Annotated in this window: 11 protein-coding genes; 5 read left to right on the top strand and 6 right to left on the bottom strand. The window is 69.5% G+C overall.

Features of this window, described 5'->3' with window-relative positions; all coding sequences use genetic code 11:
- Positions 1–4: 4 nt before the first annotated feature.
- The 5 genes from EV192_RS33410 to eccCa form a co-directional block, all read right to left on the bottom strand.
- Positions 5–1,225, bottom strand: coding sequence for a hypothetical protein (locus tag EV192_RS33410; protein ID WP_132122585.1), 1,221 nt, complete (start codon positions 1,223–1,225; stop codon positions 5–7).
- 10 nt (positions 1,226–1,235) lie between these two features.
- Positions 1,236–1,721 (bottom strand): hypothetical protein, encoded by a 486-nt coding sequence (locus tag EV192_RS33405; RefSeq protein WP_132122584.1) that lies wholly within the window; start codon positions 1,719–1,721, stop codon positions 1,236–1,238.
- On the bottom strand, positions 1,718–3,103 hold the full coding sequence (locus EV192_RS33400; protein WP_132122583.1) for a hypothetical protein: 1,386 nt from the start codon (positions 3,101–3,103) through the stop codon (positions 1,718–1,720). Before EV192_RS33400 ends, EV192_RS33405 begins: the two co-directional genes overlap by 4 nt.
- Positions 3,087–3,485 (bottom strand): hypothetical protein, encoded by a 399-nt coding sequence (locus EV192_RS33395; protein WP_132122582.1) that lies wholly within the window; start codon positions 3,483–3,485, stop codon positions 3,087–3,089. The genes EV192_RS33400 and EV192_RS33395 overlap by 17 nt, the downstream gene beginning before the upstream one ends.
- Positions 3,486–3,563: 78 nt before the next feature.
- Entirely contained in the window at positions 3,564–7,517 is a 3,954-nt protein-coding gene (gene eccCa / locus EV192_RS33390; protein ID WP_132122581.1) for a type VII secretion protein EccCa, read from the bottom strand.
- 135 nt (positions 7,518–7,652) lie between these two features.
- Here eccCa and EV192_RS33385 point away from each other — a divergent pair, with 135 nt between their 5' ends.
- Positions 7,653–7,964, top strand: coding sequence for a WXG100 family type VII secretion target (locus tag EV192_RS33385; RefSeq protein ID WP_132122580.1), 312 nt, complete (start codon positions 7,653–7,655; stop codon positions 7,962–7,964).
- A 23-nt stretch (positions 7,965–7,987) separates the two neighbouring features.
- Positions 7,988–8,281: a hypothetical protein gene (locus EV192_RS33380; protein ID WP_132122579.1), complete on the top strand. Its 294-nt coding sequence runs from the start codon at positions 7,988–7,990 to the stop codon at positions 8,279–8,281.
- Positions 8,282–8,328: 47 nt separating this feature from the next.
- Here the strand turns inward: EV192_RS33380 and mycP are convergent, their stop codons facing one another.
- The gene (mycP, locus tag EV192_RS33375) at positions 8,329–9,597 is read right to left on the bottom strand and encodes a type VII secretion-associated serine protease mycosin (protein ID WP_132122578.1); all 1,269 of its coding nucleotides are present in this window, start codon (positions 9,595–9,597) and stop codon (positions 8,329–8,331) included.
- 118 nt (positions 9,598–9,715) lie between these two features.
- Here mycP and EV192_RS33370 point away from each other — a divergent pair, with 118 nt between their 5' ends.
- From EV192_RS33370 to EV192_RS33360, 3 genes are read left to right on the top strand one after another with little or no spacing between them, the layout of a single operon-like run.
- Complete coding sequence (locus EV192_RS33370; protein WP_243727240.1) at positions 9,716–10,099, top strand: YbaB/EbfC family nucleoid-associated protein; 384 nt, start codon at positions 9,716–9,718, stop codon at positions 10,097–10,099.
- Positions 10,096–10,425, top strand: a complete 330-nt coding sequence (locus tag EV192_RS33365; RefSeq protein ID WP_132122577.1) for a hypothetical protein — start codon at positions 10,096–10,098, stop codon at positions 10,423–10,425. The genes EV192_RS33370 and EV192_RS33365 overlap by 4 nt, the downstream gene beginning before the upstream one ends.
- A gap of 2 nt (positions 10,426–10,427) precedes the next feature.
- Positions 10,428–19,472: a WXG100-like domain-containing protein gene (locus EV192_RS33360; RefSeq protein WP_132122576.1), complete on the top strand. Its 9,045-nt coding sequence runs from the start codon at positions 10,428–10,430 to the stop codon at positions 19,470–19,472.
- Positions 19,473–19,564: the final 92 nt, after the last annotated feature.

Raw genomic sequence — 19,564 nt, 5'->3', positions numbered from 1 at the left:
CACGTCAGGGTTGGCGCACCCGCCAGAGGTCCTCGTCGAGCAGCTGGACGGACGGGTCGTCCGACTCGGGCGCGTGCCGGTCGTTCGCCCGTGGAAAGCTGAACGACGCGTCGCCGTTGCCTGACCTGCCCCGCAGTTCCGTTGGCACACCGTCGGTTCCGTCGCTGGCCCGCCGGGTGCCACGGGAACGGCCGGTGGGCTGGCCGACCGAGCCGGGACGCAGGGTGCCGGCCTGGCCGTGGCCCATGTGTGGCGGCATCATCGGGGGAACCCCGCCACTGGACGCCTTCGTGCCCGCCGCCGTCGTGGCGGCTCCCGGCTTGATCTCCTGCGCCAGCTCGGGCGCCCGCTTCCCGGCCGCCGGCCCGGCGATGGGGAGGCCCGCGCTCGCGCCGCCCACGCCGGCCGTGCCCAGCCATCCGGTCGGTACCGGCGGAGCGCCCACCGACGGCATGCCACCGCCACCCACCGGCAAGCTGGCCAGCGCGTCGACGCCAGGCAGGGTCGGCGACCATCCGGCGAGCGACGGCCCGCCGTGTCCGCTGCCGGAGCCGACACCGGACAGGTCAGGCATGCCGGTGAGACTCGCGCCGCTGCCGTCGGTCAAAGACGAGAAGAGACTCTTGACTTCGCTGCCCGCGCTCACCGTGGCCTCGGCCGCGTTGACGAAGTCGGTGGCCGAGTTGCCCGTGGTGCTGGTGGTCCCGGTGGACTCGGTCTTGGGCAGGAAGTCGGTCGGCGAACTGATCCCGGCGGCCTGGCACACCTTGAGCATGGCCATGTCGAAGTGCCCGCCGAGCACGTCCAGCTGCGCGGCCGAAGCCTGCTGGAATCCCGGCATCAGACCCCAGGCGAGCGGGTTCGTCGACGCGGCGACGTAGTCGCCGTACAGACCCATCACGACCGCGTGGGCCTGCGGAATCGCGCCGGCCAAGGTTTCCAGCGTCTCGGACACCTGGGAGGAGTCGATCCGGTCGGCCCACATCTTCAGCTCCGCGTCGGTCCGCTGGATCTTCGCCTCCAGCGCCCGGCCCGCGTCGTCCGGCCAGTGCGGCAACAGGTTCTGCGACCGGGTCCGCAGTTCGGTTCGGGCGTCCTCGATCCACGTGCGCACCCCGCGCCACATGGTCGCGGCTTCGGTGAGGTCGTTCACCTGGCCCAGCTGGGCCGTGATCATGTCCTTCTGGATCTCGATCGGGGTGGCGTGGTAAATGGGACCGAACATGGCTGCCTCCTCAGACCGCGGGGTGGGGGTCGGCGTCCGGGAACAGGCCGGTCAACGTGCCGGAAGCCTTGTCCCCGCCAGGTTTGTCGACGGACGGGTGGTCGCCGCCGGTCTGGTCGCCGGTGCCGGACTTGTCGGTGCCGGTGCTGGTACCCGCGCCCTGTTTGACCAGGCTGACCACCTGGTTGGCGAGCTTCGCGCCGGAGCCGACCAGCTTGGCCGCGGAGGCGAAGTCCGCCGCCGTGTAGGTCGCCGCCGCCTGGCCGACCTTGGTCGCGTAACCGTGCACCTCGTCGGTCACCTTCAACAGGTACGCGTTCACCTCCACGGTCGCCGCCTTGTCCAGCAACGACATGCCGATGCCCTCGAGCAGCCCGGTCAGCTTCGGCGGACTGCCCAGCCGCTGCGTCAGCGGCGCCGGGATGTTGGGCACGGCGACCTGCTGCGAGAACACCGTCATCAGTTCGGTGTCCGCCTCGATCTTCTCTCCGGTCATCTGGCCATCCCTCTGTGTTCCGGACGTTCGTCGTGCTGGCCCACCTGCCAGAGCTCGTCGTCGAGCATCTGCAGGCCGTCGTTCTCGGTGTCCCAGGGCCGTGGCGACGTCGGTGCCGATCGCTCCGACCTGCCTCGCGCGGTGCGGCCGCGCAGCGCCACCCCGGGGGTGCCGTCCGACTTGCGGCCCCGCTGCCGACCGGTGTTGGCCGGATGCTCGGCGGCACCGGGCTTGATCCCGCCGCCGTTCCTGGACGCCCCGGTCTGCGGCGGGTACATCGGCGGCGACATCCCCGACGGCCCCGTGCTCCCCGCCGTGCCGCTCGACGCGGCCGCCAACGGAACCGAGAAGCCGTTCACCGGCAACGAGTTCCCCACCGGAGACACGGCCGGTAGGCCGCCGCCCGCACCCACGCCACCGCCGCCCACCGGACCTCCGCCACCCGCGCCGAGGCCGCCGGTGTCCAGCCCGGCCAGGCTCGGCGACCCGGAACCGTAGGACGTTTCGGGCGCCGTGTAGTCCGCGTAGTCGACGGGGGTCACGTTCGGGATGTCCGGCAGGGACACCGGGTTGGTCACCCCGGACCCGCTCCCGCCGCTGCTGAGCAGCTGTGACGCCGAATCGGCCAACGACGCGAGCGAACTCAGCAGACTCGACGTGCTGTCCGTGCCCGTCGTCGTCGTGTTCGACGGGTTGTTGTTCGCCGGCACGACGTCCTGCGGGTCCGGGGTGGGTGTCCCTGGGTTGGGATTGGGTGTCGTCGATCCGGGACCGCCGCCGGTGGGCGACACGTTGTTCGGGCCGCCGGGGTACGGTCCGGTCCCGCTGTGCGGGTTCTCCTTGGGGATCGCCGCGGTCGGGCCGGCCCACGGATCGCCGGTGGCGGCCTTCACCGCGTCGATCGCCGTCCGGTACTTCGCCTCGGCCTTGTCGACGATCGGGTTCAGCCGCTCCAGGGCCGCCGAGTCGGAGAACGCCAGCTCGTTCTGGGTGATTCCCCTGAGGATCGCGGCGTTGCGATTCGTGTTGTACGTGTAGACCACCGGGTAGATCTCTTCGAGATATCCGGCCAGTTCGTCCAGCCGGTCGACGACGCCTGACGTAGTGACCTTGCCCCCGAACGTGCCGTGGGCCCCCCGGGACGACCACGACTTGATCGAGTTGATCCCCTTGTTGGCCTGCTCTCGGAACCGGTCGCGGGCGCGGTCGTTCCAGACGTCGCCCCTGGTGAGTTCGCTGACGTCCTTCTCCAGGTTGTCCGCCTGGTCGGCGATCCAGGACTTGACCTCGACCCACATCGTCGCGATCTCCCGAAGCCGGGGCGCGTGGCGCTCGCATTCGACGATGAGCGCGTTGAGGATGGTTTCAACGTCCCTTTTCACGCGGCATCCTGGTGTCCGGTGGTTCGAGTGACGGGTCGATGTCCGGCAGGCCCTCTTCCCGGTGGCTGACGTCGAGCGACGCGAGCATCGCGGTTCGAGCGTCGTCGTCGGCCGCGAGATAGGCGACGGCGGTGTTGTGCACCCACGTGCTGTACGCGGCGAAACCCTGTCGCATGTGCGTGACGAACTCGTGCATCTTCTTCGTGCTTTCGTTGTCCGCGTCGACCATCTCCCCCCATTCGGGCATGCCGCCGGTGCGGCGCAACGCGTCCCGCCGGCGAACGAGGTTGACCGTGTAGTCCTCCTGGAGTTGGGCCAGAACGTACGCCTCGAACCGCTTCATCCCGTCCGTCTCGCCCTGCAGCTGGTCCGGAGGTGCCATGTGCGCTCCCCTTCTCCTTGTGGTCCAAGACAAACACGTTCCCCGGCCGGCCGGGCCGGCCCGACAGGAACCGGCCATCTAGGCACTGGGCGGCAACCAGGCGAGCTGTACCAGACCCTTGTGGCCGCGACGGTCCACCAGCCAGCCCCGGCCCGGCGGCAGCACCTGGGCACGCATGCTGCCGAGCAGCGGTCCTTCGTCGCGGTCGCCGGACATCATCAGGCCCGGTGTGCCGACCTCGCGGAGCCGGTTCAGGAACGGCTCGTACAGCCCACGGCCGGCGCCGCCGGAACGGCGGGCCAGCACGGCGTGCAGGCCGATGTCCGTGCCCTGGGCGGCCAACGGCAGCAAGGACATCAACGGGTGGTCCTCGTGGGTGGCCACCATGTCGTAGTCGTCCACCAGCACGAAGATCTCCGGGCCACGCCACCAGTTCCTGGCCCGGAGCTGCTCGGGCGTGACGTCCGGGCCGGGCAGGCGTTCGGTCAACGCCGCCGCCACCTCGCCCATCAGCCCGCGGCTGTGCGCGTCGTTGGTGCCGTAGCCGATCAGGTGGTCATCGCTGACCTCGCCGAGCAGCCCGCGACGGTGGTCGACGAGCACGATCCGGGCCTGTTCGGGGGTGTACGCCTGGCTGATCCGGCGGGCGAGCGTCCGCAGGAACGACGTCTTGCCGCACTGGGTGTCGGCCAGCAGGAAGAAGTGCGGGTCCTCGGCGAAGTTCAGCCGCATCGGGGACAGGTCCCGTTCGTGGATGCCCACGGCGAGACCGGCGTCCGGACCGGTCAGCTGGTCGGTCTCGGGCAGCTCCTCGATCGGCAACATGCCCGGCAGCAGCCGCACGGCCGGCGCGCGGGTGCCGCGCCAGGCCGACGCGGACGCCTCGACGAGGTTCCGGGTGCCCTCGGACAGGTTGTCGGGGTCGATCGACCCGTCGATCCGGGGCAGTGCGACCAGCATCTGGTGGCCGCTCGCGGCGATGCCCCGGCCGGGGCTGTCGGCGGGCACGCTCATCGCGGCGCGGCGGTCGATGAACGAGTCGATCGGGTCGCCGATCTTGAGCTCCAGCCGGCTGCCGAACAGGTCCCTGACGTTCATCCGCAGGTCGAAGGACCGTGCGCAGCTCGCCACCACGTGCACGCCGTACGACAGGCCGCGGGCGGCGATGTCGCCGACCAACGCCTCCTCGTCACTGAAGTCGTTGCGCAACGTCAGCCAGCCGTCGACGACCAGGAACACGTCCCCGTACGGGCTGTCGGCGAACCGGCCGTCGGCGCGCATCCGCCGGTACGTCGCGATCCCGTCGATGCCGTGCTGGGCGAACATCCGTTCCCGCTGCGCGAGCAGGTTGTTCACCTCGGCCACCGTGCGGCGGACGGCGCCGGTGTCCAGCCGGCCGGCAACCCCGCCGACGTGCGGCAGGCCGGCGATCGACGCGAGCGTGCCGCCACCGAAATCGAGACAGTAGAACTGCACTTCACGCGAGGTGTGCGTGAGCGCGAGGCTGGTGATCAACGTGCGCAGCGCGGTGCTCTTCCCCGTCTGCGGTGCGCCCAACACCATCACGTGCCCCGCAGGCCCCGACAGGTCGAGCACCAGCGGATCGCGGCGCTGCTCAAGCGGCCGGTCCACGATGCCGAGCACCGGCCGCAGCCCACCTGACCCAGCTGTGAGCCCACGTTCGGCGTCGACGTCCAGGGCGGGCAGCAGCTGGTCCAGGGTCGGCGACTCGGCCAGCGGCGGCAGCCACACCTGGTGCGCCGGCGTGCCGCGCCCTTCCAGCCGGTCCACGAGAATGTCCAGCAGGGTCTCGCCGACCGCGGTGTCCTGGTCCGGCTCGGGCTTCTCCTCCTCGGCGGTGTCCAGTTCGGGCGCGACGTAGAACGTGGAGTACTCCCGCAGCACGAGTTGCTGGCTGGTGGACGTGGCCGCGGCGGCACCGGTGCGGCGCTGGTACACACCGGACACGTAGGCGGCCCGGAACCGGTCCATCGGTTCGGTGCCGACCTTGAGGAACCCGTGGCCCGGCGCTCGCGGCAACCGGAACGCGTCGATCACCCCGAGCACCGCCCGGCTGTCCATCTCGGAGAACGTGCGCAGGCCGACCCGGTAGGACAGGTGCGCCTCCAGGCCGCGCAGCCTGCCTTCGTCGAGTCGCTGCGAGGCCAGCAGCAGGTGCACGCCGAGCGACCGGCCGACGCGTCCTATTTGGACGAACATGTCGATGAAGTCCGGCTTGGCCGACAACAGCTCGGAGAACTCGTCGCAGATCATCAGCAGCGTGGGCACCTCGGGCAACGGGGCGCCCGCGGCGCGGGCCTTCTCGTAGTCGCGCAGGGACGAGAAGTTCCCGGCCGCGCGCAGCAGTTCCTGGCGGCGGATCAGCTCGCCGTTGATCGCGTCGGTCATCCGGTCGACCAGGTGCAGTTCCTCGGCCAGGTTGGTGATCACCGCGCTGGTGTGCGGCAGCTTGTCCAGCCGGGTGAACGTGGCGCCGCCCTTGAAGTCGACCAGCGCGAAGTTCAACGAGTTCGGCGGGTGCGTGATGGCCAGCGCCAGCACCAGGGTGCGCAGCAGCTCGGACTTGCCGGACCCGGTGGCGCCGATCAGCAGGCCGTGTGGGCCCATACCGTCCTGGGCGGACTCCTTGAGGTCGATCTCGATCGGGCCGCCGTCGGACTGGATGCCGAACTTCACCCGCAGCCGTTCCCGGTTCGGCCGCGGCACCCACGTCTCGTCTGGGTCGAACAGGAACGGGTCGCCGAGCTCCAGCAGCTCCGCCAGGCCGAGCTCGGCGCTCATTGGCGCCTCACCCCGTGCGCCGGCGGTCAGCCGCAACGGCGCCAACTGCCGGGCCAGCCCTTCGGCGGCGACCACGCCGAGAAAGTCCGCGTGCCCCAGGTGGGCGTCACCGTCGAAGGTCTCGCTGGTCAGCTCGCCGTCGGCGTCGACCGCGAGCACCACCGCGTTCCGGTCCAGCACCCGTGGCGGCGGCGTGGTCAGGTCGACCACGGTCACGCCCTCCACGCCGCCGGCCATCAGGTGGCCGGAACCGGCGACCGATCCGCCGTCGATGACGACCACCAGCTGCGGCCCGGACCACCTGGTGTCCATCTCCGGGTCGAACCGCGGCCGCTTGGCCAGCTCGTCGTCCAGCACCGACTCCAGCGCCGGCACGGTCGGCGCCACCAGGCGAAGCGGGCCGAGCGCGTCGGTGAGGTCCGGGTGCAGCGCGTGCGGCAGCCACTTGGCCCACTCCCAGTCCGCACGGTACCCGTCGCCCACGCACACCGCGATTCGTACGTCGTCCGGCGCGTGCAGGGTGGCCAACTGGGCCAGCATCGCACGCAGCATGCCGAGCGCCGCGTCGCGGTCGCCGCGCAGGTAGATCCGGCTGAACCCGTTGACCGCGATCGCGAGCGGCAACCGGTCGATGGTGGCATAGGTGGTGAGGAACCGGCGCAACGCGAGCGCGGACAGCGGTTCGAGTTCCTCCAGCGGCTTGGTGTCCGGGGCGATCAGCGTGTTGGCCGGGTTCTGCGGGCCGATGCCGATCCGGGCGACGCCGAAGTCCGAGTCGTCCTTGCGGCGCTCCCACAGCCGGTAACTGGCGGCCAGCGACCACAGCACGGCCGGATCCGGATGGAGGTACTCCATCACGGTCCGTTGCGTGCTCACCGACCGACGCAGCCGAAGCCGGTGCTGGGCGAGGTGGCGCAGGTACTTGCGGCGGGCGTGGCCCATCTCCCGCTTGCTTGGCCCGCCGCCCTGCAGGAAACCCATGACGACCATGCCCAGCATGCCGACCCCCATCAGGCCGTACACGGCGAAGCGGATGTAGCCGGTCAGCGAGCCCGAGAACAGCAGCATCGAAGAGCCCATCATGGCCACCATCGGCAGCACCATGAACACCTGCGCCCACTGCCGCGCGGGCGGGGGCGGGATCTCCGGCGGCGGCTGCAGGATCAGCTCGCCGGACGGCATCTCCGGCGCCGGCCGGCGGGCGGGTCTGCGCACCACGACTGTTGCCACGCCCGCGATCGTGCCGTGATCACGGCGCTGAGCGGGCGCGATGGCAGGAAGGTGCCGAGCGGCCCGGGGCCCGATCCGGGATCCGTAGCGTGCGAAGCGAAACCACACCACATGACAACGGCAAGGGAGTAGCGGATGCCCAACGGTTTCCTGCACGGCGATCCCGTTCAACTCGCCAGGCTGGCGGACAACACCGACACGCACACCGAGGACTTCAGCCAGCTCGGGACGAAGCTCGCCAACAACAACGGCATGATGTACGGGAACTCCTGGACCGGCGAGGGCGCGAACGCGTCCAGCCAGGCCGACCAGCAGCTGCTGGACGGCGGCACGCAGCTGGCGAACAGGCTGCAGGCACAGGGTGAGGCCACGCGCGGTGCGGTCAACACGTACTCGGCCGCCGACGCGGACGGATCAAGCTTCCTCCGCATCAACATCAACCACTGATCACTGTCTGGAAAGGACGGACGATGACCGAGATCAGGGCGGTCTTCGGGGAACTCGAGAGCGCCGCCGGGCGTATCGAGGCCACCGTGGGCCACAAGACCGACTTGGGCGACAAGCAGTTCCAGTTCGTGCAGAACGCCCGGTCGTCGTACTTCACCGACGCCGGTGGCGAGAAGCTGGGTGTCAACCAGTCGATCTGGGCGAAGTACCTCGACGAGCACAACCAGTGCGGCACCCAGCAGGTGAAGGGCACCAGGGACTCGAACGCCGGCTACCAGCACGCCCTCACCCAGGTCTGCAACTCCTTCGACGCCTAGATTCCCCCCACATCGACCCCGGCACACCGCACTGTGTCGGGGTCTTTTCACACCAGGAACGTCTCCTCGGGCGGCTCGGCCACGACAGGCTCCGTGGGCAGCGTTGCCGCCCACCCTAGACGCCACCGGCGGCGTCGGCCGCGTGGCCGGAGCACGGCGACGAGCACGACCAGCACGACCGCCCCGAGCACAGCCAAAGCCATCCACTTCGCCACGCCACCGACGTGCCCCTCCCACGCGACCCGGTCGATCCGCGCCTGGTCCGGCGCAGCGGGGACGTACGCCGGCAGCGCCGCCGGTTTCGCCAGGTCGAGCCCGTCGGTCACGGCCCGGTACGGGTTGACGATGCCGGCTCCGTACGCGGGGCTGTTGATGCCGCCTCTGGCCGGGCTCGCGGTCGCGATCAGCCGCTGCGCCACCTCGGCCGCACTGAGCTTGGGCCACGCCGCCCGGACCAGTGCCGCGGTCCCGGACACGAACGGCGCCGCGAAGCTCGTACCGTCCACATAGGCGTGACCCTCCACTCTGGTCGGGGTCAGCACCTGGGCGCCCGGCGCGGTGATGTCGACGTACCTGCCGACCTGTGACCCGGTCATCCGCGCGCCGTTGATGTCGATCGCGCCGACCCCGAGGACACCGTCGTAGGCAGCCGGGTAGGAAGGCAGTTCGACGGACTCGCTGCGCTGGCCCTGACCGTTGCCCGCGGCGGCGACCACCAGGGCGTCCCGGGACACCGCGTACGCCACTGCCTCACGGACGACGGCGTAGTCGTCGTAGCCGGCGAGCGACAGGTTGATCACCTTCGCGCCCGCGTCCGACGCGTACCGGATGCCGTTGGCGAGGACTTGCGGGTCGATCCGGAGCGTCTCACCGCGGTCGTTGACGTCCCGGTCGCTGATCCGGACCGGCAGGATCGTCGAGTCCGGGGCGACCCCGTGGAAGCCGATCCCCGGTGTCGGGTCGGCGGCGATGATGCCGGCCACCCCGGTGCCGTGCGACACGCAGTCGAACGCGCCCGGCCCCGCGCCGGGCAGGACGAAGTCCCGTCCGCCGGCCACTTTGCCCGGCCGGCGCAGCTGCGGGTGGTCGACGTCCACGCCGGAGTCGACCACCGCGACCAGCACCCCGGCGCCCTTGCTGTACGGCCACACCAGCCGCGGGTCGAGCAGCCGCTGTGCCCACGGCAGCTCCCGGACCGGGAAGCCGCCCTGGTCGGAGTTGCGGCAGGCGCCGGGCGGCGGCGCGGCGTACGCCGTCGTCTGCAGGACTGTCGCGGCCAGCACGGCGACGACGGCCGCTACCCCATGTCGTCTCATCGAGGCCATCGTCCGCCGGGAGCCGGTCCTGGCTCGTCGATGTGGCCGCAAGAGGCCACACGTCCTTGCCCGACGCCAGCCCGACGCACACTGAGGCGGACGCGACCGGGAGGGCATCGTGCACGACACTCCTATGCACCTCAGCATGTTCGCTGAGTACGAGCAGCTGGCCGAAGACGTGCGGACCGCGCAGCGGCGGATGGCCGACGTCCGGGCCACCGCGGACTCCGACGACGGGTTGGTCAGCGCCACGGTCGGCGGCGGGGGCGAACTGGTGGAGCTGTGGCTGGATCCGCGGATCTACCGGGCGCCCGACTCGGCGGCGCTGGCCGCGGACATCCTCGACACAGTCCGCCAGGCCGCACGGCTCGCCCAACAGGAGTGCCTGACCATCGTGTCGGCGTTCATGCCGCCGGACGTCGACGTGGACACCGCCGACCTGCGGTTCGACCCGTTGCTGCGCGAACTGGACCGGCAGGTCGCCGGGGGTGAGTCGCGGTGACCGACGTCGACAGGAACCGCGACGGTGTGGTCGACCTGCACGTCGAGGCCGCCACCAAGGACCTGTGGAACGTGGGCCACATCGGCACCACGTTCAGCGGTGCGTGGCAGGCCGCGCTGGCGAAGATCCGGGCACCCGGCTCGATCGGCAAAGGCAGCATGGGCAAACAGTTCACCAGCCAGTACGGACCGGCGGCGGAGTCGGTCATCGCCGAAACGTCCAAAGTAGAGGGTTGGTACAAGAAGCTGGCGAACAACGGTTACCGCGGCGTGCAGATCTACCAGGGCGTCGACGCCGAGGCCGCGGCCAGACTGTTCCCCGAGTAGCCATGAGCGGGGACGTCGAGGAGCCGAACAACCTGCTGTGGCGGTGGATGCTCAAGGCATACCACTTCGCCAAGGACTCCCTCTGGCCGCCGGACAGCGAGTCGGACGCGAAGGCGTTGGCGCAGGCGTGGGAGGACGCGGCGCAGGCGTTGGAGAAAGCCATCACGGCCGCGGAAACGTGGGCGACGAGCTTGGACACCTCCTGGCCGGACCCCGCCGGCTGGGCCAACGTCCAGGCCATCCGGAAGCTCAACGGGGGCATGAACACGCTCGTCAAGAACATGCGGGACCGTTCCACGCAGTGCAAGAACTACGCGACCCAACTCGCCGACACCAAGAACCAGGTCGTCGCGGAGGTCGCCCTCAATGTCGGCCTGTTCGCGCTGGCCGCCCTGGGCGGCCCGGCCGGGATGACCCTGTTCGCCAGCCGGATGGCCGCCCAGGTCGCGGCGCGGGTGGCGTTGATGGGGGCCCGGGTGGCCAGTGTGGCCGAACGGTTCGGCAAGGTCGGCGAGATCGGCTTCGAAATGCTGCTCAAAGAGCCGTTCGAAGAAATGGCCATCGACTACGCCGGCCAACAGATGAGTATCCAGCAGGGCTACCGCGACAACTACGACCCGACCCAGACCATCACTGCCGGCGTCGGCGGCGCGGTCGGCGTGCCGTTGAACAGCGCGCTGCACAAAGTCCCTGGATTCACCCAACTCACCCAACTGCCGGGCAAGGCGTTGGGCAAGGACGTCGACGCCTTCGCCCAAATCGCGATCCCCAACGCCCTGACGTCGCCGATCTCCAGCCCGGCAGCCCAGGGCATCGTGGACGGATTCACGAAAGGCGACTGGAGCGGGCTCACCGACGTCCACGGCTACGTCACGTCCATCCGGGACAACGCGATATCGTCCGCGGCCCTGGCCGGCATGCGCGGCAACGCCCACCACAGCGGCAACCAGGTGCACAACGCCTTCACCGGGGACAAGGCGCCATCCTGGCACGAGGCCTCCGACCGCCTCAACCCACCGGACGACCCACCGAACAATCCGCCTGACAACCCACCGAACAACCCACCGCCACCGAACTCGGCGTCGAACCCGGCAGGGGCAGGAGCCGGCTCGACGAACCACGCGAACCAGGCGGGCGACGCGAGCCAGTCAGGCGAGCAGTCCACGGGCAAGACGTCGCCGGAATCAGGGGCGAAGGGATCGCCTTCAGGGGCGAACAACCATGGGACGGGCGGAGGACAAGAACAAGGCTCGCCCGGAACCACCCGCACCACCGGCCAAACCAACCCCGGCAGCGCCTCCGGAAACCCCACGGCCAGCACCAACAACCACACCACCATTGACAACAGCAACCACGACGCGAACAACCACGACACCACCAACCAGAACGCCACCAACCAAGACACCGCCACCGACACCACCAACGGCAACGGCAACGGCAACGGCAACGGCAACGGCAACGGCAACGGCAACCAAACCACCGACAACCACGGCACCACCACCGACGACGGCACCATCGGCGATCACGGCACCATCGGCGATCACGGCACCGACTCCGACCATGCCGCCACCAACCATGACACCAGCACCGACGGCACCGCCAACGACCACGGCCAGGACTCCAACCAGGCCACCGGCTCCACCGAAGACGGCAGCACGAACAACCAGGCCACCGGCGACACCGACCACCAGGCCACTGACCAACACACCACCAACACCCAGGACTCCAGCGGCACCAACCAGCGATCCGGCGACACCGCCACCCACCAGACCACCGGCGACCACACCGCAGCTCCAGTAGCCAACGGCACCTCGACGGTCGGCGCGACCCCGATCACGACCTTCGTCGGCCCAACGGCACCGGGCTCACCCCGGACGTCGACAACGCCATCGACCACCAGCCAAACCAAAGCCGACCCGAACCGGGCAAACCCCAACACCACCAACGAAGCCACAACAACCGACGAAACCCAAACCGGCGACCCAACCGTCGACGAAACCCACACCGGCGACTCGACTGCCATCGCGACCCCCACCGATGCTTCGACCGCCAACGAGACCCACGTCGGCGACGAGTCCGACACCGCCGACGCGGAGGCAACGGCCGCGGAGTCCCCCACCGAACCCAACCTGCCCGGCGACCAGTCTTCCACCGAACCTAACCTGCCAGGCGACCAGTCCCCCAACGGCGAACAGACCGCCGACCGCGAGCAAACCTCACCCGGCCAACAGTCCCTCAACGGCGACCAGTCCCCGAGTGGCGAGCAAACCCCATCCGGCCAACAAACCGTCAACCCCGAGCAAACCCACGACGGCCAGCAGGCCCTCAACAGCGAGCAAATCCCATCCAGCCAACAAACCGCCAACCCCGAGCAAACCCCCCACGGACAGCAGATTCCCCGTGGTGAGCATGCCTCGGATGCCCGGACACCGGCCTCCAATTCCCCGGCACCCGCCGGAGCACCGACTGGGCGGCGGTTCGTTGAGGCCGTCAGGAAGTTCGGGCTGCCGTTTCACAAGCCGGGGAACCCTGCCGCCAAGGGGCAGGGATTGCCTGAGTCCGCGGTGACCCGGGAGCAGCTCGCGGCCGCACTCGGCAATGAGCAGGCGCTTCGTGACCTCGCTCGGCGGAACGACCTGACTTGGCCTCAGCTGCGGCTTTTGCTGATGCAGCACGATCTTTTGCCGCCGGGGGCACGGGTTTGGCACATTCGGGACGTTGCCGCTGTGTTCGAGGCTCATCGGGTTCGCGGCGATATCGCCGGGCGCGTGCAGCAGGCTGTGGATGACGCGACCCGGGAGTTCAATTCCCGTGCGCCTGAGGACAGGATCAGCAACGAGGCGAACGCCAGGAAGATCGCCGAGTTGCGGGCGAAGCTGGCCGAGGCTCAGGCGGCGCGGGCGGAGTCACCTGGGGATGCGCGGCTCGTCGAGAACGAACGGATGGCCGCGAAGGAGTTCTCCGACGAGTGGAGCAGGGTCGCCGGGATGGAGGTGCACCGGATCTTCGGCCGCCTCGTCGCCGAGCGGAACGACCTCATTCTCGGTCCACACCAGGAAGGTTACCGGCTGCGGGCCAATGTCTACTTCGGCCTTGACGGGGAATCCGGCAATCACCAGGACCACGAGTTGGACCTGGTGCTCGAACAGGTGGACCCGAACACCGGTCGCACCAGGGTCATCCACGTGTACGACCTGAAAACCGGCAACCAGAAACTTGCCACCAAGAGTATCTGGACCACCGAGAACACCGCGCGGCCGTTGCTGCGGCCGGAGCAGCTCAAGTCCCTGGAGCCGCTCGCGACGCACACCGCCCCGGACATCCAGTCGACCGATCCGGCGCCCGGTGTCCAGCCGGACGGCGTACACGAAAGCAACGCACCCACCGGACTACTCCAACGCATATTCCCCTGGCTCAGCAGCATCAATCCCAACTTCCACACCCTCGACGGCTACCAACTCAACTGCACACAAACCGCCCTGCACACCGACCAGGCCCTCGCCGGCCGCTTCGGCCACCCACCCCACCCGCCAGGCGCCGACCCCGCCGAGGCCGACGACGGGTCCGACTGGCGCCACCAGCTCGCCGCCGCAGCCGGACAACCCAACGGACACTTCCAACCCGTCAACCACTTCGGCGACATCGTCACCCTGCTCCGGGAGCTCGGCCCCGGCGCGCGGGCGATCGTCCACGGCATGAACTCCGTCAACGGCATCCCCACCCCGGGTCACCTGTTCAACACGGTAAACATCGACGGCGAGATCTACTTCATCGACGGACAGAACAACACCTTCGCCGACATCACCAACTTCGACAACGGCGTCGAGATCCTCGTCACCGAGGACAACGGCGCGACCCGACACGAGGACGCACCGGACAACGGCCAAGGGCCTGCGCCACAAGGAAGATCGAACGACTCGCTGGCACGGCCGCACAAGCTGCACGCCCTGCCCGCGATCCAGCACGACACCCTGAGCCCACGTGAGGGCGCGCGGTTCATCGCGGCGAGACACCCGGAGCTGTCCAAGGTCAACCCGAACAGCCGGGTGCCCGGCTGGGTCGCCGACCCCACGCGGAGCGTGGTGGCCTATGTCCGCCGAATGCTGGGGTTCAACGTGACCGCCCCGCAGGCATCGCACGAGATGACGTGGACGGCCGGCATGGAGTACCTGGCCGACCTGTTGGGCGGGTACTGGAGCGACCACGACTCCTACGACAGCGTCATCCTGGCGATGAACGACCGGCCGCACAACGCGATGGCCGTGATGGACGTGGCCGTCACGAGGGCGGACGGGCAGATCGAGGTACACCGGGGTTTCGTGGTCCACGACCGGGAAGGGGTCGCGTTCCTGGACCCGATCACCGGCAAGCTCATGGTTCTGCCCTCGTGGCCGCAGGCGATCGCCCTGCTGCCGTTCACCGACGCCGAACTGCCATGGCACCACGCGCCGCGCCAGTACAAGCCACCGGCGGGGAAACTCAGCCCGTTCCGGCCGGAGCTCGCCGCCGACCGACAGCACACCGTCCCGGAGCCCACCGAGCAGAAGCCGACCGAGCCCGTCGAACCGGCCCCGGCCCTGCCGGCCGACCAGGTCGCGCAGGCACTGACCAACCTGTCCGCCGAGCAGAAAGCCGAACTGGGCCTGCCCGGCCTGGTCATCGACGGCCCACGCGACACCGCCGACCCGACCTCCCTTCGCGGGCGGCTCGCCGATGGCACCGAGGTATGGATCGACATCAGGGAAACCGGGCGCATCGAGGCGCTGCTCGGCCAGGTCCTGCGCGAACGCACAGAGGCCCCGAAACTGGTCTACCTGTTCACCGGCCGGGTGACCGACCAGTTCGCCGAGGGGCTCGTCGGACTCGGTGTACACACTGTGCTGCACAACGGTCCTGAGGGGTTGGCTGTTGCCGCAACGGAAAACACCCGGCCCGCCCCGGAAGGTGTGACCGATCCAGCGCCTGGTGTCCAGCCGGACGGCGTACCCGAAAGCAACGCACCCACCGGACTACTGGAGCGGATCTTCCCCTGGCTCCACAACATCAACCCCAACTTCCACACCCACGACGGCTACCAACTCAACTGCACACAAACCGCACTACAAACAGACCAAGCCCTCGCCGGCCGCTTCGGCCACCCACCCCACCCACCAGGCGCCCACCCCGCCCAACCCGACGACGGATCCGACTGGCGCCACCAGCTCGCCACCGCAGCCGGACAACCCAACGGACAGTTCCAACCCGTCAACCACTTCGGCGACATCGTCACCCTGCTACGAGAACTCGGCCCCGGCGCCCGAGCAATCGTCCACGGTATGCGCGCCGTCAACGGCACCCCCACCCCAGGACACCTCTTCAACGCCATCAACATCGACGGCGAGATCTACTTCATCGACGGACAGAACAACACCTTCGCCGACATCACCAACTTCAACGACGGCGTCGAAATCCTCGTCACCGAGGACAACGGCGCCCGGCAGGCGACCACGCCGAGCGCACACCCGCAACGCACCGGCCCCGCCCCGCAGGGCCGTACCAACGGGACCACCTTCGGCGTCGAGCAAACCCCGGCTTTGAGCTTGCGAAACGGCGAACATCAAGCTGATGTCCACGCGTACGCGCACCAGGCGCTGCAGAACGCCGCCCGAGACGCCGGGATGAGCTCGGTCGAAAGCCAGACCAACGGTCCCGGCTACACGGTCACGGATCGGCACGGCAACACTTTCACCGCCAGCGTACGAGCCGGCGAGCTGAGCGGGAACCTCGTCGCACAGTACACAGTGGACCACACGCGGAACTCGGTGGAGATCATCGTGTCGAACCGCGCGACCCGTGACTCGGCGACGGCGGTCACGGTTCAGGTGGTCGCCACAGTGGCCGCCGAGCTGGCCAACGGACCCGTCGGCATCAACGAATCCGAATCGCTGCACCTGCGGAACCGGGCCAACCAAAGGGCGATGGAGGCCCTCGCGCACCGCGCGCTCCAGAACGCCGACGTGCGCTCGGTCGAGCGGCAGAACAACGGCTACCTGGTCACCGACCACGACGGCAACACGTTCACCGTCACCTTGCGGGCCGGTGAGCTGAGCGCGCACCAGGTGGGGCAGTTCACAGTGGACTATCGAAACGGGTCGGTCGAGGTCGTCGTATCCAGTCGGGCCGATCGCAACGCCGTCCCCCTCGTCGTGCAGGAGGCGCTCACGTCCGCCGCGACCCAGCTGGCCAGTGCGACTGACATGCTGAGTGTGGACGCCGACCCGTCCGGTGACCCGCAGCTGAGCCCGACCGACCAGGGCCGGGTCGCGCGGCTCCGCGCGCTCGCCAACGCGTTGGCCGATCACCCGCTGCCGCCGAGGCGGGGCCGGCTGCGGGACGCGATCCGCGAGACCATCAAGGAAATGGGCCTGGCGCCGCACCAGGACGGCGCCGAACGACGAATGTCCTTGTTGGACAGTGACGAGCTGCGGGACGCGGTTCGGAAGTACGCGCCGAAGCCCGACGCCCTGCCCGGCTTCCTGGCGCACACGACCACGCGGATCCTCACCGGCAGCGCGTCGAACACCGCGTACTTCCTGGCCACTGGGCTAAGTACGGCGCCCGCGTACTCGTTGCTGGCTTTCACGGTCCTCCGTTCCCTGGGACAGGGAATCTGGGACCGGCCGGTCGCCGTCCACGAGGACATCACGAAGTCGGCGAAGCAGGAAGCCACCAACCGCGCACTGACCGAAGCGATCGAACCGTTGCGGGAGGCCAACGTCCGCTACCTGATGGCACGGTTGGCCGCGATTCGGGAGAGCATCGCCACCGGTCAGCCGGTGGCGGACGTCGCCCCGGGCGACTTCACGCCCGAGCAGAGGGAACCCGTCGAAGAGGAGTCCGTCGCGGTCAAGAGGTGGCGGTATCTGATGCGGCGGTTGACCTCCGGGGTCGGCGGATCGGTCGGCGCCGGCGCGACCGCGCAACTCGGCGGCCCCCTCCTTACTGGTTCACTGGTGGCCGCGAGCTGGTCGCCGACCGTCCTCGGCTGGATCGCCGACCGATACCTGGCACGGCAGAAGATGACCGACAAGGTGGGCCGGACCAGCCGGGTCACCGAGGAGGTCCTGGCTGCGCGCGTCCAGGACGAGCAAGAGTTGTTCGAGGTCGGGCACAGTTTTCTCGATCTGGTGGAGCAGGAGGCCAACCGACGGGCCGGCGTCCCCACCCAGGGGCGTGAGGAGACGAAGCCCATCGCGCCGGCCAAGCCCGCCGAAGAGGAGCCGGCCAAACCGCCGACCCGGGCGAGCAGATGGTCCTTCTTCGGCCGGGAGCTCAACGAGGGAGCGCAGCCCGTCGGCCGGGGGCTGGTGCCCAACGGCAAGCCGGACGTCGCGGACCCGTCTTGGATCTCACGGCCGTTATCCGCGTTCCTGGAGTACTTCACGCTCCGGGTGGCGCAGGGGGTCACCAACTTCGTGGCGACCGGGCTCACCAGTGCCGTCCAGTTCGTCGCCGACCAGGACGCCAAGGACGAACGCAGGCTCCACGACCAGATGGCGCGGGAGCAGGAGGTCACCGAACTGCGGCACGAGATGGTGCGGGCGGTCCTGATCAACCTGGCGGCCAACGACCTCGTCGCCGCCCTGGTGAACCCCGAGCAGCTGCTCGAACTGGCGCAGCAGGCCGAATGGGCGGCCCCGGAGGGTCAGCAGCGGCCGCCAGCTCTCTCCTCCTGGCTCTTCCTGGGCACCGGCGCGGTGACCGGCGGGGCGAAACTTGCCGCCACCGCGGCCGTGACCATCCCGCTCGGCATTCCTGACATTGTCGTGCCCACTGCCGCTTCCGCGGCCGCCGAGGCGCTGGTTCCGGTCATCGAGCGCCGATTCAAGCACAGGGAACTGGCGGCTGAGGACGAAGCCGCCGAACCGGCCGACGTACAGCGCCGCGCCGAGCAGGCCGCCCTGGGTGAGGCGTTCTACGCCTACCTGTCCGACCTGATCGAGAGCGCCCTCACCCTCCCGGACCAGCGGCCGTGGTGGCACCCGAGCCGGCTGCTCGACCTGGCCAGGGGCCTGACACCGGCCGCGCCCGACCCGGACGTGACGTCGGCGACCGGCCAGATCCGCACCGAGGCCCACGACTCGTACCAGCAGCTCCTCGACCAACCGGGGGAAAGCCGGGACCTGCTCGCCCGGCTGGCCGCGCTCAGGGCCGTCACCGCGAAAGCCGACCAGGTGGACCGCATGGTCGAGGCGGCCGCGAGAACGGGACAGTCCCATGCGGAGCTCGTCGCACGCGAGGAACTCGTCGCCGCGATCCGCCAGTACAACGAGCTCGCCCCCGAGGATCAGCTGACGCTGGGGCAGGCGTTCGACGGCGTGCACGCGCACAACGCGACCGAAGAACAGTTCCAGCAACTCCTGCCGAACCTGCAGGCGGCCGTCAACAGCTCGGCGAACGACCCGATGCACTGCCAGATGGCGGCGGTGCTGACCGATCAGCACCTCGCGGGTACTGCCACGACATCACACGACACGCTGGGCCGGCTGACGGACCGGCGCGGCTGGGCCGCGCGGATCGCCGCCGCGGTCGGGCTGTCGGGGCAACAGTTCCAGGCCGTCGGGTCCATCAACGACGTGGTCCAGCAGCTGCGTGAGCTCGGCCCGGGTGCGCGGGCGATCATCCACGGCAAACGCACCGACCAGGGAAAACCCGCCTCCGGGCACCTGTTCAACGCGGTCAACATCGACGGCGAGGTCTACTTCGTCGACGGGTCGGTCAACGCGTTCGCCGAGCTGACCGAGTACGACTGCGGCCTGGAGATGCTGGTCACCCAGGACAACAGCGCGCCTAGGGCCCGGTCGGTGGCCAGCCGGATGCGCGGGATGGCCAGCGACCGGGTCGGCCGGCTGCGCTCGGACGCCACGGCGCCGACCGGTGTCGACATCGCGTCGATCATCAACCCCGACCTGGAGTACACCGCACTGAGCAGGTCCGGTTCGCTGGGGACGCCCTGGCGTCGGCCGAGCGAACCGATACCGCCGCCGACACCACCCAGTTATGAGTGAGCCCGCTGACCGCGGCCGGTGCGAGGGCCAGCACTACCCTGGAGTAGCAGGTGTGGCCGTAACCGGACACGTGGCCGTGCGGCGGCACCGCC

The organism is Actinocrispum wychmicini, from assembly GCF_004345645.1.
Lineage (GTDB): Bacteria > Actinomycetota > Actinomycetes > Mycobacteriales > Pseudonocardiaceae > Kibdelosporangium > Kibdelosporangium wychmicini.
Note: the sequence above shows the minus strand (reverse complement) of the source record. Positions and strands in the feature narration are given on the sequence as shown.